The organism is Pigmentibacter ruber, from assembly GCF_009792895.1.
Lineage (GTDB): Bacteria > Bdellovibrionota_B > Oligoflexia > Silvanigrellales > Silvanigrellaceae > Silvanigrella > Silvanigrella rubra.
The window spans coordinates 69,737-85,712 of the sequence record NZ_WSSC01000003.1 but is presented as its reverse complement, the minus strand read 5'-3'; the positions used below and the strand labels follow the sequence as shown (position 1 = coordinate 85,712).

Here is a 15,976-nt window from a genome sequence, read left to right as displayed (position 1 = left end):
TTATGAATATTTTAAGTAAAGTAAATAAAATATATTTTTCTGAATATCATTTGGCTCCATTAAAAAAGCTAAATAGTAAAGCTGATTTAACTTTAAAAAAAGGATATTTATTAAAAATAAATTTTAAAAATTTAGGTCATGGCTATTGTGATTTATTTACTTGGCCAGAACTTGGAGATTTGCTACCAACAGAGCAACTTGAAAATTTAAAAGCAAGAAATTTAAATGATCAATTAATGAAATGTCTTTATTTTTCCCATTTAGATGCTCAATTTAGAAGGAAAAATGAAAATATTTTTAAAAAGACATTATTTCCTAAAAATCATTTAACTGTAGTTAATTTTACAGATTTAAATGAAGAAATGATAAATGAAATTAAGCGACAGGGATTTACAAAAGTAAAAATAAAACTCGGCTTAAATGTCATAGAAATGCAACAGAAATTAAACACTATATTCGAAATATTATTTGCAAATAAAATTAATATAAGAATTGATTTCAATAATTCATTGAATAATGAATTATTTGTGAAATTTCTTGAAAAAATATATCAATTTATAAATATAATTGATTTTATAGAAGATCCTTATCCATATTTCTATAAAGATTATTCTGCTATTAAAAAAAGATTTCCAACTATTAATATAGCTTTAGATAGATTTAGTGAAAATCAATTTTTTAGTATTAAAGAAGTGAAAGCTGATTTCTTGATAATAAAACCAGTTATCCAAAATTTCAGTTATAACGAATTTAGTTCAAAATTAGTTTTTACAAGTTATATGGATCATCCTTTAGGGCAGCTCTGTGCAATTTATGAAGCAGCTAATTTCTTTGTTCAGCATAATAAATTTGTAGAATCAGAATGTGGTTTTTTAACTCATACATTATATGAAAAAAATAAATACTCAGAAACCTTTTCTATACAGGAGACGAGGCTTATACCGACAATTGAAGGAACAGGCTTTGGTTTTGACGAATACCTAAGTAATGAAAATTGGAAGGAGCTGATTTGAAAAATATAGACTGGCTCTCTGAAACTTCACATATATTTTTAAATCCAAAAGCTTTGCCAAATTTTGCAGTTAATTTAGAAAAAAATTTAGAAAAATTTAATTTATCAAAGCATATTTTTTTAGCTACCTCTGGTTCTACGGCAATATCACCTGAAGATATAAAGTTGGTTGCTTTAAGTAAGATAGCAATTTTAAATAATGCTAAGTCAGTAAATAAACATCTGCATATTACGCAAAACGATATAATATTAAATCCTCTTCCTATTTTTCATATTGGTGGATTAGCAACTTATGCAAGAGCATTCTTAAGTGGTGCAAAGCATATAGACCTTTCTAATTATTCTAATAAATGGAATCCTACTCATTTTGTAGAATTCCTAACAGATAAAAAGGTAACTGTAACTTCCTTAGTTCCAACTCAATTATATGATATTGTTTCATTGAATCTACTTTGTCCAAAGTTTTTAAAGGCAGTTGTCATAGGTGGTGGTGCAATATCTTATTCCATTTATATAGCAGCAAAAAAGTTAAATTGGCCAATTTTGTTAAGTTATGGCATGTCAGAAGTTTGTTCACAAATAGCGACAAGTGATTTAGATGATTATTGGTCCGATCAACATGAATATCCGAAATTAAAAATTTTAGATCACTTGAGCATTTTTTTAGATGAGGCTAATTGCATAGCAATTTATGGTGATTCTTTATTGACTGGATATATTCGATTTAATTTTGAAAAACATGAATTTATCAATCCATTAAATGAAGTAAATTATAATAACAAAAAAATTAATTGTTTGAAAACCTCTGATGTGGGTGTATTAAGTAGTAATTATCTATCTATAGTTGGTAGAAAAGATGATGTTATAAAAATTAGCGGTGAAAGTGTTTCACTAAATAGATTAGATTTTATTATGAAAAATATACTAATTGAAAAAAAATTAATATTTGATTCTGCTATTATAGTTGAAACAGATAATAGATTACAGAATAAAATTTCTGTAGTATTTGCAAAGAATGGAAAAGACGTTCTTCCATTAAAAATAGAGCAAGTTATAGAAATATTTAATAAGCAAGTCTTTCCTTTTGAAAAAATAAATAATCAATATTTTATTGACAAATTACCAAGAACTCCATTAGGAAAATTACAAAGAAATCTACTTATGAAGTTATTAGATAATTATAATTCAGATCCAATTAAGGAATCGAATAAATGAAAACAAATCCTAATTTTATAATTTTTATTTTAGCTTTGGGTTATATGATTGATTTTTTTGATTTGACAATCTTTGCTGTAGTAAGAATTCCTGTCTTAGTTTCATTAGGTGTCCCTGAGCATGAATATTTAAAAGTAAGCTCTTTAATGTTTAATGCTCAGGCGCTTGGAGTCGTTGTTGGTGGAGTCTTGAGTGGTATTTGGGGTGATAAATTTGGACGAATGTCAGCTGTTAGGTTAGGTATCTTTGTTTATTCTGTTGCAATTATTTTAAACACGTTTGTAACTTCAGTCCCCCTCTTTGCTTTTATGCGCTTTATCGCAGGAGTTGGCTTAGCAGGAGAATTTGCCGCATCAATTACTTTATTAAGTGAAATTCTTGATACGAAAGAAAGAGGAAGAGCTTCAGGAATTATTTATTCGTCTGGAGTCATTGGCGGAATGCTAGCTGCATTTATTGGAACTTTTTTTGCCTGGAAAACCTTGTTTATCGTTGGTGGTATTGCTGGACTTATTTTGTTAGTTGTTAGAATTTCTGTAGCTGATTCTATTATTTTTCAAAATTTAAAAAATAAACAGCATATTTTACGTGGAAGTTTAAAATTATTACTATTAAATAGAAATTCATTGACCAAATTAATTGCCTTTTTATTATCAATAGTACCGTTCTGGTTTATGGCATTTTTTGTGAATTTTGCTCCTGAAGTTGCAAAATCAGTTGGTATTAAAGAAACAATAAATCAAGGGCTTTCACTAGCTATTTATTTTATTGGTTCATTTATTGGAGCCTACTTTTTTCCTTATATTGCAAAATTAACAGCCAGTAGAAAGAAATCTATATTTAGCGCTCTTTTTATTATGCTTCTTGCTATTACTTTATTTTCCTTAGGAAACTTACTTACTATTCAATTATATTATACTATTCTGCTGTTAATTGGACTTGCTAGTGGATATTCTGGAATATTTATGGTTTTTGCAGCAGAAAGTTTTGGGACAAATCAAAGAAATATTGCTTCATCTGTAATATCAAATTTAGCTCGTTGCTCCTTAATTGTCATGAATGCTTTTGTTCCATGGATGGCAAGTCAATTTCATCAAATTTGGGTAGGCTTAGTTTTATCTGCAACTATTATTTTTACTTTAGGTGTCATTGCTTTATTTAGCTTAAAAGAAACTAGTTATAAAAGTTTAGACTTTCATGAAGGTGAAGTTTCTTGATTATTATGAAACTGATGTTGCACAATTGGTTAAAATGCTCAAATCAGATTTAAATGAAGATGACTTTATTTCTAAAAAGTCTAATATAGTATGATAAATATTATCATGAGAAAATGAATTTTTTAGTCTATCTTTTAAACACTTTTCATCTAGTTTTTTTCTTTGCTTCATTGAATCAGAAAGCCATATGATAAATGGGATATGTTTTTGGTCAACTGGTGCTACAAAATAAGGTTCTCCATGCATATATAAACCATATTCACCAAGAGACTCACCGTGATCAGAAGTATACAGCATTGTAGTTTGATAAGATTCATTACCTAATTCTTTTAAATAAGAAATTGTATAGTTAATGATATAATCTGTATATAAAATTGAATTATCATAGCTATTAATGATTGATTCAGTGGAGCAAGATTTTAATGTAACATTGTTACATACAGGCAAAAATTTTTGAAATTCTTTCGGATAGCGGTTGTTATAATCTGGTCCATGACTTCCTCTTTGATGCAAAACAATAAATAAATCTTTTTTTTCGCTCTCTAATTTTTGTTTTGATGGCAATGCTTTCAATAAGACATCATCATAGTTTGAGGAATAAAAATCTCCCAAAATAGTTTCTTTTACATTTCTTGTTACCCCTTGACTTCCCATTCCATTATCATACCATTCAACTTTAAAGTCATTTTTTGCAACTGTTTCTAGTAAGTTTTCAGTATTGTCATATTTATCTAAAGAATATTCTTTTCTACTGTAGCTAGAAAACATACAAGGCAATGAAATATTTGTAATTGTTCCACATGAATAAAAATTATTAAAGTTAAATATGTTTTGTGTTTTTAAAAGTGGGTTTGTTTCTCTACTATAACCATTGAGAGAAAAATTTTTTGCTCTTGCAGATTCCCCTAAAATGAAAATAAAAATTGTTTTTTTATTTTCATTTTTTAATAAATTAGTTCTGCTCGAAATATAAGTAATAAAATTTTCTTTATTATTTTTTTTAATAGAGGTTTTTATTAGTCTTTTTAGTCCATGCAAATAATTTAGAGGAATAAAATTTTTAGCTATCATATCAGAAGTTTTTGTTTGTGCAGCAAAAGATGCGTAAATTTGATGATTTAATAATGTAATTAGAGAAAAACAAATTATAATAATACATAAAATAATTTTTTGGAGAATAAAATGATTTATTTTAGGATAAATAATTTTAAAAGAAATAACAAATATTGAAGGAATAATGAAAGTCAATAAAAATGTTATAAAAATTTTCAATGTGAGGAAGGAGGATGCTTCTACAAATGTTGTAGAAAAAAAACCTCTTAGCAAATCTGCATTGTTTAAATCAACATTATAATTACTGATTGCATAATAACTCAATGATGATAGAAAAAGTAAAATAATTAAAATAGTTTTTGTCAAATAAGGAAAAAATATCAAGTATAATGCTAAAAATATTACTAAAAAAATATTAAATAATACTAATATAAATTCTAAGTAGTCTTTAATATGTATTAATTTCTCTATTTCTAAGTATCCAGTGATTAGTGGAAAATTTAGAACGAAAAGAAAATAGAAAGCAAATAGAATGCAAAACTTAAGAATTGATATTTTCATATTTAGCTCTCATAAAATAATTGCATCAATTATTTTTGTTATTAATAGGGGTACTGTAGTAAATAAATGAAGCATTTTACTGCAATATAAAAGATGAACTTTTTTATTTTGTCTACTTTAGTACCCACTATCAGTGGTTTTAATTAATTTATATTATTAAATAAAATTAGAAATATCAACAGTGCTATCTAAAAAAAATGATTTTGAAATCAATTGGATAGTAAAATTTTTTTATTTAGATAACTTAAAATATATTATGGATAAAAAATGGTGAGCTATTGTTGGAATTGAATTATTTTTAATGCCCTAAATTTTAAATGTAATAAAATAGATTGCATTTTTTTTATTTTTAATCTCTAAATTAAAAATTACGATTAGGAGTAAAGAAGATTGCAGGTAAAATTAAATAAATATAATGTTGTTTATTTGAATTTGAGAAAATAGAAGAATTTTAAAGGAAATTAGATTCATTTATATTTAATAATTGAATTACTTTAGAGTACTTAAGACTTATATTGATATTTCAGAATATTTTTATTTTTGGGTTTAAATAGTATCAAGATCATTTACTATGTTGATGCTCAGGTGCAAGAACTATTGGTTAAATTCAGCTCAAGTCTTATTTTAGGTCGATATTCATTTATTTTCCAATTCCTTACGATAATGGATATGAGCGAAGAAATATTTTTTTAAAAAATCGATGTAAAAAATTAGAAAATTAAAATTCCTATTAATATAATTAATGATCCAATAAATCCTAAAATATTTCCTACAATCAATGGAGTATTTTTGATATATATGCCATAAGATAACCATAACGTGATAGTAACAAAACTAATTAAATAAGATAAAAATGAAAGAGAAGAAGCATCTTTGTAATAATAAGTTTTAAAAGCTTGAACATAAAATGCAAAATTACCAATAATACTTATCAAAATCATGAATTTTTCAAAATTTTTTTTATTCAATATTTTACAACCAGAAGTGATGATTTATGAGATTTATTATATAATTGATAAATAATCCTATATTTATTTATCAATTATAATATACAAATATTTTATACAGTTTGTAAACAGAGTTTTCCAAATTTGAAATGTTGTTGAGCACCATCTTACTTTAGTAAATCAACGACATTTGCTTAAATACACAATCATTCCAAGGCTATCTATTTTGATTATCAATTAAAATTATATGTAGTATTTTAAAACACTTTATCTAAACCTAAAAAAACATTTAATTAACAATATTTTTGACATTCATTTAATTGTAAATACTCAAGTACTTATTTTTTTAAGTTAAATTGATTAAAAAATCCTGATTAATGAGAAAATTATTTAGTTTCAAGAAATTTTTGAAAAAAATAGAAAATTCATTAGAAATACAAATTAAAAATCGCATTATTTTTCCAGAATTTTTTATCTTTACTTAAAGAATATAGAAAATAAAAGTAACTTTTATTTAATAATGAAGTCAAGTACTATTATAAATAAAAAAGAGAGTTTTTGTTATTTATAAAATTTTTCCTGAATTTTGAGATATAGAATCTGTTTTATCAGAAATGAAAACAAAGCCCCGACGTCCAAAGTCGAAAATAGAAGTGAGCTGAAAAAAACGTGGCACCAAACGATGCAAAATTGAATTGCAAACCTCACAAGGCGAGTAAACTCAACAAGAAGCACTTAAAAATAAGTATGTTAAGTTAATACATAATAATAAATCAGATGAAAAATTTCTGTTCCGTATTTTATTTCATCTTAAGAAATTGCTGGATTAGTTGTGGAAAGTTTGAAAGAACTGGGGCTCTATTCTCAAGCACTTCAGACTATTTCTTAAGAGTATTTAACACATAGGGAGCAATTTCAAAAATTATTGCGTTGGCGTTGGAAAATCTTTAGGATTGATAACAGTTAAAGCAACAGCAATTAAAATTCATAATGGAAAAATATCCTATAATAAGAATGAATTTTATTTTTTGGAATTCAAGAGTAATGCCAGAAGACGCAAAAATAAAAATAAATTTAATTTGTCAAAATAAGAGTGGTCATTGGTATTTAAATATTGTATTTGCCATTGAATTAATTCGAATTTAAAGGGATGAATGTAAATAAATTGGCTTAGATATTGGGATTAAAACTCTTACAACATATTTAGATTGTGAAAATAGTAACAGACTCGACTAAAAAAATGCTATAAAAAAAACTTCGATATTTAAAAAGATGCTAAAATTTTGCACAAAAATGCAAAAAACTAGTAAAAATATCATTCGTTGCCAAAAAAGCCGTTAGAGCTGCTTCATTATACACAGAAATTTCAGAAATTAATCTTACTCGGATGAGGTCAAACTATAGTGAAATACTACCGCGGATTGAGCTTGCAGGAAGAACATGAACATATAAAAGATGCAATGCGATCCATGATCGTGTTGTAAATGAGAATATGAACATATTCAATGGATATTAGAACATGCTCCCTATCGTGCACGATAAGTCAACGCGTGCGAAGAAAAATTCTAGCAAGTTTTTCTTCTGCATCTAGGGCATTCCCATCCTTAAAAAATCTACGTCAGGAAATTTTTTAAGGATGGGGGGCTGTCAATATTATACTTAATCTTATTTTATATTTAATCTTATATTACTCTATCTATTTTGTACTAATATTATTATTTTTAATTAATAACTTTCATTGAATAAAAAAGTGTTATATAAATTTTAATTATTATTATACTTTTCTTGTTACAATAACATTTAAATTAGAATATTTATTTATATTTATATGATTGTAAAAGTATTGTAAAATTGTTTTAAAATATGCTCATTCTGAATGCAAGTAATAATTATAAGATTTAACAGCCAACATAGAAATACCTCCTAAAAAATTTCTGGTACCTTATACTAATATTAATTTTCTCACTAGAAGCATCTTAAGTGAAGCTACTTTTAGTATTAATATTAATAAATTCAAAGTTTTAAATTTAGGTAACAAATTTTATGATAAATGTTTGTTAAAATTTTAATTTTATGATAAAGAAACTTGAATGATAGGATAATCTATCTAAAGTAGTGATATTTATGGCGCTATTAATCATGAGGCAATATTTCTAAAGTAAAAACTGGTTATTTTATGGATCAAATATATTTCTTATACTATTTCTGAATTAACATAAAGAATTAAAAAAATAAATAACTCTAAATATATATTTAGATAAATAAGCATTTCAACAAAAAACATATATATAAATAATTAACATTAATTTAAAATTAGTTAATTAAGTTTGCTATCGTAAAGAGAGATTAGTTTATGAGTATCGTTATTAAAAGTAATTATGAATATTATGAAAAACTAGAAGTTAATTTGACTAATAAATTTCAATCAGATTCAGTATTAATAGGTATAAATTTAGAGGAAGCCAAAATAATATTTGCATCTGAAAATTATTATGATTTATTCGGATATGATATTTTTAATAATGATATAGAGAACGTTTTTAGTCAACGATCAATAAAAAAAATATCAAATTTTTCCTATAATTTTAAACCATATAATATTAAGTCAAGGATTCTTGCAAATTTAGAAATTTTTTTAAAAAATTATTTGGTGAATGTACCCTCTTTTATGTTTTTTTCAGGAGCGACTTTATGTGTTGAATTCCAAATTAATTTTGATAAAATAAATTATTATTTTGATGAAATAAATTACCAACAAATCCTTCATTACTTAACTGAATCTAAAGATAGTATAAATATTTTAAGCAGTAATTTGTGCAAGTATATTTCAGAATTGACAGGATTTGAAAGGACATATTTTTGTGAATTTTTACAAAATAACAATGGTGTAATAAAGGCAAATTATTTTTCAAATGGTCTAGAAAGTATTTTGAATCATTATTATCCTGCCACTATTCTTCCTGATTCAGTTAGAGAACTATATGTAAAAAATACTTTTAGAATAATTAATAATGTTGATTATATTCCAACACCAATTAAAGGTTGTAGCAGTAAAATCGATCTTACATATTCTGTTTTTAGAGATGTATCTTCTATACATTTAGATTATTTAAGAAATATGAGTCTAAAATCAGCGATTTCATTTTCAATTGTTATTGATGGAAAGCTAAAAGGATTAATTGGAGGGCATTCTAGAAATAAAAATTATACTCCAATTGAAATATTACCTAAAATTCAAACTTTAGTTGATGTTATTTCTATTAAAATAAAACAACTTAGAAATAATATTATAAAAAAAGTACAAGTAGAATATAAGTCAACTATCGATGATTTTGTTTTTTCATATGAAAAATCTCAATGTAATTTTGAAAAAATGCCTAATAAAAGTTTTGAAATATTAAAAGAAATTTTTAACTCACATTTATTATTCTATAGATTTAATAATAAAACTGAGACTAATTCTATGATTCCAGATGAATTTGTGGAGGAATTATTGAAAAAATTAAAGGAATATAAAATAAGAAAAATATACGTATTTGATAGATTAGTTACATTTAACCCTATTTTTTATAAATGGTCAAAGTCAATTGGAGCGGGAGTTCTTGTTATAAATTTAAGTAATGATTTATCAAATTTTATAGTTTTAATACGAAAAGAAGAATGTCAGACTATTAAGTGGAATACAAACCCCGATGAGCTAGACCTTTTCTCTTACGAAGAAAAGATATTAAAATCTAGAAAATCATTTAATACATGGTTACAAGATGTAAGACATAAATGTAAACAGTGGACAATGAAGGATTATGAAACTGCTCTCCAACTTCATAATCAACTAATTTTATCTCGTTCCAATTTTCTAAATCATGTTCAAATGAATAAAGAAGTTAAATTTTATGAAATTATAAATTAAACTAATGTTAAATATAATGAATTTAAAAAAGAGTGGCTATTATAAATATTAAGAATGAATAATTGTTTATTTATTAAAAAGTATTAATAATGTTTTGGAACAAGGTTTTAAAAAAAATCGTTAAATGTATTTAATTAAATAAAATTTTATAATTAAGATTTTTTTAGCATGACTTTTTGAAGTACTAAAAGATATTTGCCAAAATGTAGCATTTAATATCCCATATTATCTAAATCTAATTCTTTTAGGGCAGTAAGAACTGCTAGTTCATCTAACATCCATTCTTTTAATTCGGGAGAAAGCTTTTTTCCTTTTATGCTAGGTATAGAAGAAAATTTTTGGTTTAGTAATGCTATTATTATTGATTGTTGATTTGATTGGGTAGGAGAAGTAATTTTTAGCTGTTCAGTTTCTTTTCCAATAACTTGTAAAACGCGATTTTCAATGGTTGCCAAAACTTTTGATTGCGTATCACTTAGCCAATCTTCTTTATTAAAAATTTTATTGGAAAATAAACGCGCAGCAGCTAAGCGAGTATCTATAATAAATTTAGGTTTTGGAACAGTAATTTCTTTTCCTTCTATACTTCCATTTAAATTACCATTAACATCAGTGATAATTTGTTCTGAAATCTTTTCTAATGCGCTTTTCCATTCTTCTTTTACAATATTATCAGCGTAAAAAACATCATCTTTTTTAGGAGTAAATAGAAATGAAGGGTTGCTATCTGGTTGTTTAAACTTTTTTTTGTAGTTTTCGAAGGGAGGTTTAACTCCAGTAAGAGAAAGTAAAAGATCGCGTAAATAAGTTTCTTCTAGTTTTACAGCTAGCATAGGCACATATTTTTTTAGATCATTAATTTCTTCATCACTAAGATCATAATTTAAACCATTTATTGTTCTTCCTTTTCTAATTGACTCAGTATTTAACTTATCATGAATATTCTTTACTAACCATCCTTTTTGAATGTTCCATGAATAATCCAGCCCATAGGAAGACATTAATATTCCGGGTATTCCATTTACTTCATCAAGTGCTGTTGACATTAACTGTTGAGTTTTAGTTTTATATAAATCTTCATTTAACCAATTTAATTCTCCTAAATCTTTATCTACATCTAAAGATCGACCTTCATTGCTTAATAATTTGAAAATCTCTTGTGCAGGCTTAGTAAGAAAGTTTGATATTGAGTTGGGATTTAAAGATATAACAGCTTCTTTGACTGATAATTTATCTTTCTGATTATCTGGTCTAATAGAGAGGATAATACTATCTATAATTTCTTGTGCAAGTTCCAAACGGTGCAAAGACATTTCTTGAACCCAACCAGCAAAAGGATTTTTTCCAGAATCATCATCCTTACATCCTAAAGTGTTTGTATACATTCGTTTGATATCAGTGCAAAATAAAGGGGTAGATTGAGTATTTTTTGTTGTCGTATTATTTAAATATCCCCAAGCAATTGCTGCTTGATCATATGCTAAAGTTCTTTTTAGAATTGCAGCTCCCGATAAAAAATTATCTTTATACATTAAATAATCCATAACTGTAGAAGAAACAACTGCTCCTGGATGGTTGATATCGCCTAAATATTCTTTCCATTTAACGTGATGATCTGTAACAGAATTCAATTCTGAAGCTACACTCCCAGCAAAATTATGTCTTAAACCTAAGGTGTGTCCTACCTCATGCGCAACGATATTTCGAATATAATCTTTTCTAGCTTTTAATATAATTTCAGGATCATCTTTTATCGCATATGAAAGGTTAGTACTAAAATCAAGTGAAACAGGATGATCACATAGTGAAGAGAACTTAAACCCAGATGGAAAAATGTTAAAATAATTTTGTGCTTTTGTTGTTTGGCGCTGAAGATTTTTTCTAACTAAAACAGGACTCTGAAAAGCAAAAGTATCTGGTAAAAAAATGGAGCCGCCTTTTATTTCACCAGTAATAGGATCGGGCTGAATAGAAGCTGAGGCAAAATTCGCATATTTCCATGGAATCCAATAAATTAATAATTCCCTTGGGCGTGGTTTTTTTAAGGGGTCAGCTCCTGTTTCAACTTTAATCACTTCCCTACCGAAGTACTTATTCCAGTATAATACACCCTCTGTAATGGCTTGTATTAATTCTGCGGGGGCATTTTTGGTAATTGAATAGGTAAGAAAGCCAGCTTCCTGTGAGATATCCCATCGAGAAGCAAGAATATCCATTCCCCCTTCATTTTTTCTTGTCTGTGCAATTTCAAAAAATCCGATACCATCTTTCAAAGCACTGTTGCGAGAAGTAAAATTTGAATTTGGTCGATAAGGAGTGAGAGTCGCTCGTAATTGGACAGTGATATGGTTATCAGTGTTTCCGGTATAAGAGTCACTAATGCCATTAGTTGCCGAATGAGAAGGAGTTCGTACTCGAGAGATTTGTTCCAATTCAAGACGGTCTTCTACAAAAATAGCACTTTTCAAAAATGTAGCCACTGTTGGAAGTACTATTTCCTCTTCTGATATTAATTGCTCTAGGGAAGATGGCAGATCAGAAATCCAAATACTCCCTTTGCTCGGAATTGTGCTAAGACCCTGATCCCAACTAAAAGTAATAGAGTCTTCGTTATTTTGTTTTATTTTAAATGTTTGTAATAATTTTGTGCTTGGAAGCTCATTATATAGCGCATAGGTATTCAACTCAAAAAGAGCAAGATCTTCACCATTCATTTCAAAAGAAACAACTTTGGGAAGTAAATGTTGAAAGATGGGAGCATTTTCTGCAGGTAATAAAACTAAAGAAAGAAAAAAAGCTTTTCCTAGTGCAGACTTTTTTAAGACAATCAAAGAAGTATTATTAACAGAAATAAATTGGTTATCAGAAGAATTTAACAAAGGTAATTTCAGGTTTTGAGCAGATGACTCTGAATTTACCTGTGAAGGGGTGATACTGAATGATGAACGTATATTCTCATCTGCTAAACGAGAATTAGGAATATTTTCTTGCTTTTTTTTATTGCATGCTACAATTGAAACAACAATAAATAAAATGATGGCTAAATATTTTATAACTGATTTAAGCATATTTATGACCTTTATAAATGCTATTATTTTATTTAATTTAATTACTAAAAATTTTCACAAAAAGAATATAAGAGATTAAGCGCTTAAAATTAGATACTAATAAAATTTTATTAAGAACCACTCATAATAATGATCAGTGGTTTCGTCATTTTATAAAATAATTACAAAATAGTCAAAATTTTTTCTGATTAAATAAAAATATTTGTCTAAATACTAATACCATTATGCTAATGAAGAAAATAATTTATCTACTTCGTTTTATAGAAAATATGGGGGTTCATTGTCTCATTCCTCTTAACTCTGTCAATTATTCGTATAGCCAGCACTTATTATGCTTAACTAAGATGTAAATATGGATAGTTAACTATGAGTTATTATGCTATATAAATTTGCAAAATATTTGAAATCGCGGTTTTTAAAATATAATTTTTCCTTTTACAATATAGTCTAGCATATATTCATTAAAATTCCTATGAGTTACGTTTTTTGTATTATATTTAGAGAGTTCATTTTTATTTAAGGTTATATATTTATTTCATATCAATTATAAAATTTATATTCTTATTTACATTTTTTAAAAATTAGGATGATTACTTTTACAAGATTATAAAATAAGAATATATTTAAATATATAGCAAAAAAAGATTAGAAAATTATAAAAAAGAAATAGAAGATCTGATTAATGAATGAAACACAAGATTTTTTGAAAATAGATTTGGTTATCAAGATAATAATGGAGTATTGATTAAAATTGGTAACACCTTTAACAATAAAAAAATCGTTATCACAACTTTTCAACTTATTTATGATGAAAAATTCTTGGGAGCGTAGGAAGAATATAGAAAAGAATTTAAATCTTTAATACAACCAAGATCCCTTTGGATTAATATAAATAAAAGAATCCGATTGATTGTCTACTCTAAAAAGTTTATCAGCTTCAATTCTTTTGTCTTCAATTAATTTATCAATTTGAATTTGATTTAATTTAAATGCACTAAACATATTTAGTTTTTGGTTCACATAACAGGAATGTCCTCCAGTTGCAGGACCATTCCGTTTAATGGAAATTGTTTCGTTTGTAGGAGTGCCTCTACAAATTTCAATACAAATTTTATCTAAGGATTGAAAAATTTTTTCCATACTCTCCCTATCTTTAAAACTTCCTCGACACATCATTTGGTGTGTTTGATAATTTCTATCATAATTACTTCCTGAAGCATTTGAGCCTATTAAACTATCTGATGTATTTAAACAAGAATTTATCCAATCTTCGGAGCATTTTGAAAGTTCTGCATTTGCTATAACTGGAGTAAAAAAAGCAGATAAAAGAGCAGTTGCATTCAATAATTTAAGTTTCATTCATTTCCCTTTATAAGAAAAAATACATATAAGTTTTAAATTTTACTTTTTTAGTAAAGATTATAAGTATTTTTTCATTATGACAATAAATTAAATAGGTTCAATCCAAAAAATATATTGCTTTTACTTTTAAAAAATACTTTCTAAACCTAGAAGCTTTCGACTGATATCACAAAAAATATAATTTTCAAATTAAACACCGTTTTTTAATTATAACACTTGTGTTTAAAAATAAAATATAAAAATATTAATTAAAATAATATAATGTATGAAAATATATATTATTTTATTAAAAATAAAAATAATTAATAAAATTATTTATTCATAAATAATTTTAAAATTAAAAAACAATACAAATTCTTAATTATTTGTTACGATTATTTATCTTTAATATTAACTTTCATTTGGTTTTAGCCCTAAATATCGAAATTTTTAAGAAGTATGATTTTTTTGATTTACTTTCGATATTATCTATGTATTTAAAAGAATAAGCGAAGAAATTAAAAGCTATATTTAAAGCTAAAAATTCTTGTTTTCTGCAATAAATAAATGAATTATTGGTAAATAATGGGGCTTGAAAATTTCCAGCTTTTGTTGTGGAAGGAACATTTTTTGAAATTCCATTTTTCATCGTATAAGGAAACTTATCCGGGGGATCAAGAAGGCAATTGCCAGCTTTACTTCTCATATCGATTCTTTTTTTGCAATTGATCTGAAAAAATTATTTTTAACAAAAAATATTTTTAATAAAATTTAGATAAATAAAAAATAAATAATTACTTTAATTTTATATATAAAACTACACAAAATACGTCAAATTATTGATTCTAACTCATTTGACTATCAAAATGTAAAATTATTAAAATCAGACCTTAATTAAATTATCTTCATATTTATTATGAAAGGAAAATAAATGCTGAGTAAATTAATACTTACAGTGATGTCTGCTTCTGCACTTACAACTGGTTTAGCATCTGCCGTAGATACTATGTATAGTGGCCAAACCCTAAGAGTTGATGAAGAAATTGAATCTGCAAATCAATGTTTTCGTCTAATATTGCAAAGAGATGGAAACCTTGTAATTTATAGAAATAGAGATAATCATCCAACATGGGCAACCAATACAATGCATTCAGGTACTGTCAGAGCCATAATGCAGCATGATGGTAACTTTGTTCTTTACAATCATCATTCCCAAGCAACTTGGGCTAGCGGCACTTCATGGAGTCCTAGCGCATGGCTAATTCTTCAAAATGATGGAAATCTTGTGATTTACAAAGAAGGTACATGGCATCCAATTTGGGCTTCTAATACTGTAACAGATTGTTAATTATAAAACGTTAAAAAGATTATCATTCTCAGATTTTTAATTTAAAAAACAATCATCAGTATTTATAATAATATTGATGATTGTTTTTTATACCTTGTTAGAAAGCAAAAGGTTCTCATGCAAATAGTTGAGAGAAGCAAATTAAGTCGACATTAATTAATTTTTAATTTAAAGGAAAATATACTTGAGAAAGTTAAATAAATGTTTCTCTCCCATTTATTTTTTAAATTTTTCTTTTAGCTAGTGAGTTAAAATTAGCGAATTTCAGTTTTATAACTTAGACTAGAGTAAATTTTATTTAATA

At 26.0% G+C, this 15,976-nt stretch carries 10 protein-coding genes; 5 read left to right on the top strand and 5 right to left on the bottom strand.

Annotated elements, in window-relative coordinates; genetic code table 11:
* Positions 1–2 precede the first annotated feature (2 nt).
* The 3 genes from GOY08_RS09370 to GOY08_RS09360 are packed head-to-tail and all read left to right on the top strand — an operon-like array spanning position 3 to position 3,444.
* A complete protein-coding gene (locus GOY08_RS09370; RefSeq protein WP_158998651.1) occupies positions 3–1,013 on the top strand; it encodes a beta/alpha barrel domain-containing protein in 1,011 nt (336 codons plus the stop codon).
* Complete coding sequence (locus GOY08_RS09365) at positions 1,010–2,227, top strand: AMP-binding protein (RefSeq protein ID WP_158998650.1); 1,218 nt, start codon at positions 1,010–1,012, stop codon at positions 2,225–2,227. The genes GOY08_RS09370 and GOY08_RS09365 overlap by 4 nt, the downstream gene beginning before the upstream one ends.
* The gene (locus GOY08_RS09360; RefSeq protein ID WP_158998649.1) at positions 2,224–3,444 is read left to right on the top strand and encodes an MFS transporter; all 1,221 of its coding nucleotides are present in this window, start codon (positions 2,224–2,226) and stop codon (positions 3,442–3,444) included. Before GOY08_RS09365 ends, GOY08_RS09360 begins: the two co-directional genes overlap by 4 nt.
* 3 nt (positions 3,445–3,447) lie before the next feature.
* Here GOY08_RS09360 and GOY08_RS09355 read toward each other — a convergent pair whose 3' ends face one another.
* Together GOY08_RS09355 and GOY08_RS09350 are read right to left on the bottom strand one after the other, a co-directional pair.
* On the bottom strand, positions 3,448–5,058 hold the full coding sequence (locus GOY08_RS09355) for a phosphoethanolamine transferase (RefSeq protein WP_158998648.1): 1,611 nt from the start codon (positions 5,056–5,058) through the stop codon (positions 3,448–3,450).
* A gap of 710 nt (positions 5,059–5,768) precedes the next feature.
* Positions 5,769–5,999, bottom strand: coding sequence for a SemiSWEET family transporter (locus GOY08_RS09350; RefSeq protein WP_158998647.1), 231 nt, complete (start codon positions 5,997–5,999; stop codon positions 5,769–5,771).
* Positions 6,000–8,358: 2,359 nt separating this feature from the next.
* On the opposite strand from GOY08_RS09350, the gene GOY08_RS09345 reads away from it, so the two are divergent.
* Positions 8,359–9,915, top strand: coding sequence for a GAF domain-containing protein (locus GOY08_RS09345; protein WP_158998646.1), 1,557 nt, complete (start codon positions 8,359–8,361; stop codon positions 9,913–9,915).
* A 212-nt stretch (positions 9,916–10,127) separates the two neighbouring features.
* Here GOY08_RS09345 and GOY08_RS09340 read toward each other — a convergent pair whose 3' ends face one another.
* The 3 genes from GOY08_RS09340 to GOY08_RS09330 all read right to left on the bottom strand — a co-directional run bounded on the left by GOY08_RS09340 (position 10,128) and on the right by GOY08_RS09330 (position 15,030).
* The gene (locus GOY08_RS09340) at positions 10,128–12,983 is read right to left on the bottom strand and encodes a zinc-dependent metalloprotease (protein WP_158998645.1); all 2,856 of its coding nucleotides are present in this window, start codon (positions 12,981–12,983) and stop codon (positions 10,128–10,130) included.
* A gap of 858 nt (positions 12,984–13,841) precedes the next feature.
* Positions 13,842–14,342 (bottom strand): hypothetical protein, encoded by a 501-nt coding sequence (locus GOY08_RS09335; protein WP_158998644.1) that lies wholly within the window; start codon positions 14,340–14,342, stop codon positions 13,842–13,844.
* A 400-nt stretch (positions 14,343–14,742) separates the two neighbouring features.
* A complete protein-coding gene (locus GOY08_RS09330) occupies positions 14,743–15,030 on the bottom strand; it encodes a hypothetical protein (protein ID WP_158998643.1) in 288 nt (95 codons plus the stop codon).
* 225 nt (positions 15,031–15,255) lie between these two features.
* Here GOY08_RS09330 and GOY08_RS09325 point away from each other — a divergent pair, with 225 nt between their 5' ends.
* Positions 15,256–15,672, top strand: coding sequence for a hypothetical protein (locus GOY08_RS09325; RefSeq protein ID WP_158998642.1), 417 nt, complete (start codon positions 15,256–15,258; stop codon positions 15,670–15,672).
* The last annotated feature ends 304 nt before the right edge of the window (positions 15,673–15,976 follow it).

What these genes read in the sequence shown, in the direction of transcription:
- GOY08_RS09370 (WP_158998651.1), top strand. Translation starts at nt 3, where the DNA reads ATGAATATTTTAAGTAAAGTAAATAAAATATATTTTTCTGAATATCAT.
- GOY08_RS09360 (WP_158998649.1), top strand. Translation starts at nt 2,224, where the DNA reads ATGAAAACAAATCCTAATTTTATAATTTTTATTTTAGCTTTGGGTTAT.
- GOY08_RS09355 (WP_158998648.1), bottom strand. Translation starts at nt 5,058, where the DNA reads ATGAAAATATCAATTCTTAAGTTTTGCATTCTATTTGCTTTCTATTTT.
- GOY08_RS09350 (WP_158998647.1), bottom strand. Translation starts at nt 5,999, where the DNA reads ATGATTTTGATAAGTATTATTGGTAATTTTGCATTTTATGTTCAAGCT.
- GOY08_RS09345 (WP_158998646.1), top strand. Translation starts at nt 8,359, where the DNA reads ATGAGTATCGTTATTAAAAGTAATTATGAATATTATGAAAAACTAGAA.
- GOY08_RS09340 (WP_158998645.1), bottom strand. Translation starts at nt 12,983, where the DNA reads ATGCTTAAATCAGTTATAAAATATTTAGCCATCATTTTATTTATTGTT.
- GOY08_RS09335 (WP_158998644.1), bottom strand. Translation starts at nt 14,342, where the DNA reads ATGAAACTTAAATTATTGAATGCAACTGCTCTTTTATCTGCTTTTTTT.
- GOY08_RS09330 (WP_158998643.1), bottom strand. Translation starts at nt 15,030, where the DNA reads ATGAGAAGTAAAGCTGGCAATTGCCTTCTTGATCCCCCGGATAAGTTT.
- GOY08_RS09325 (WP_158998642.1), top strand. Translation starts at nt 15,256, where the DNA reads ATGCTGAGTAAATTAATACTTACAGTGATGTCTGCTTCTGCACTTACA.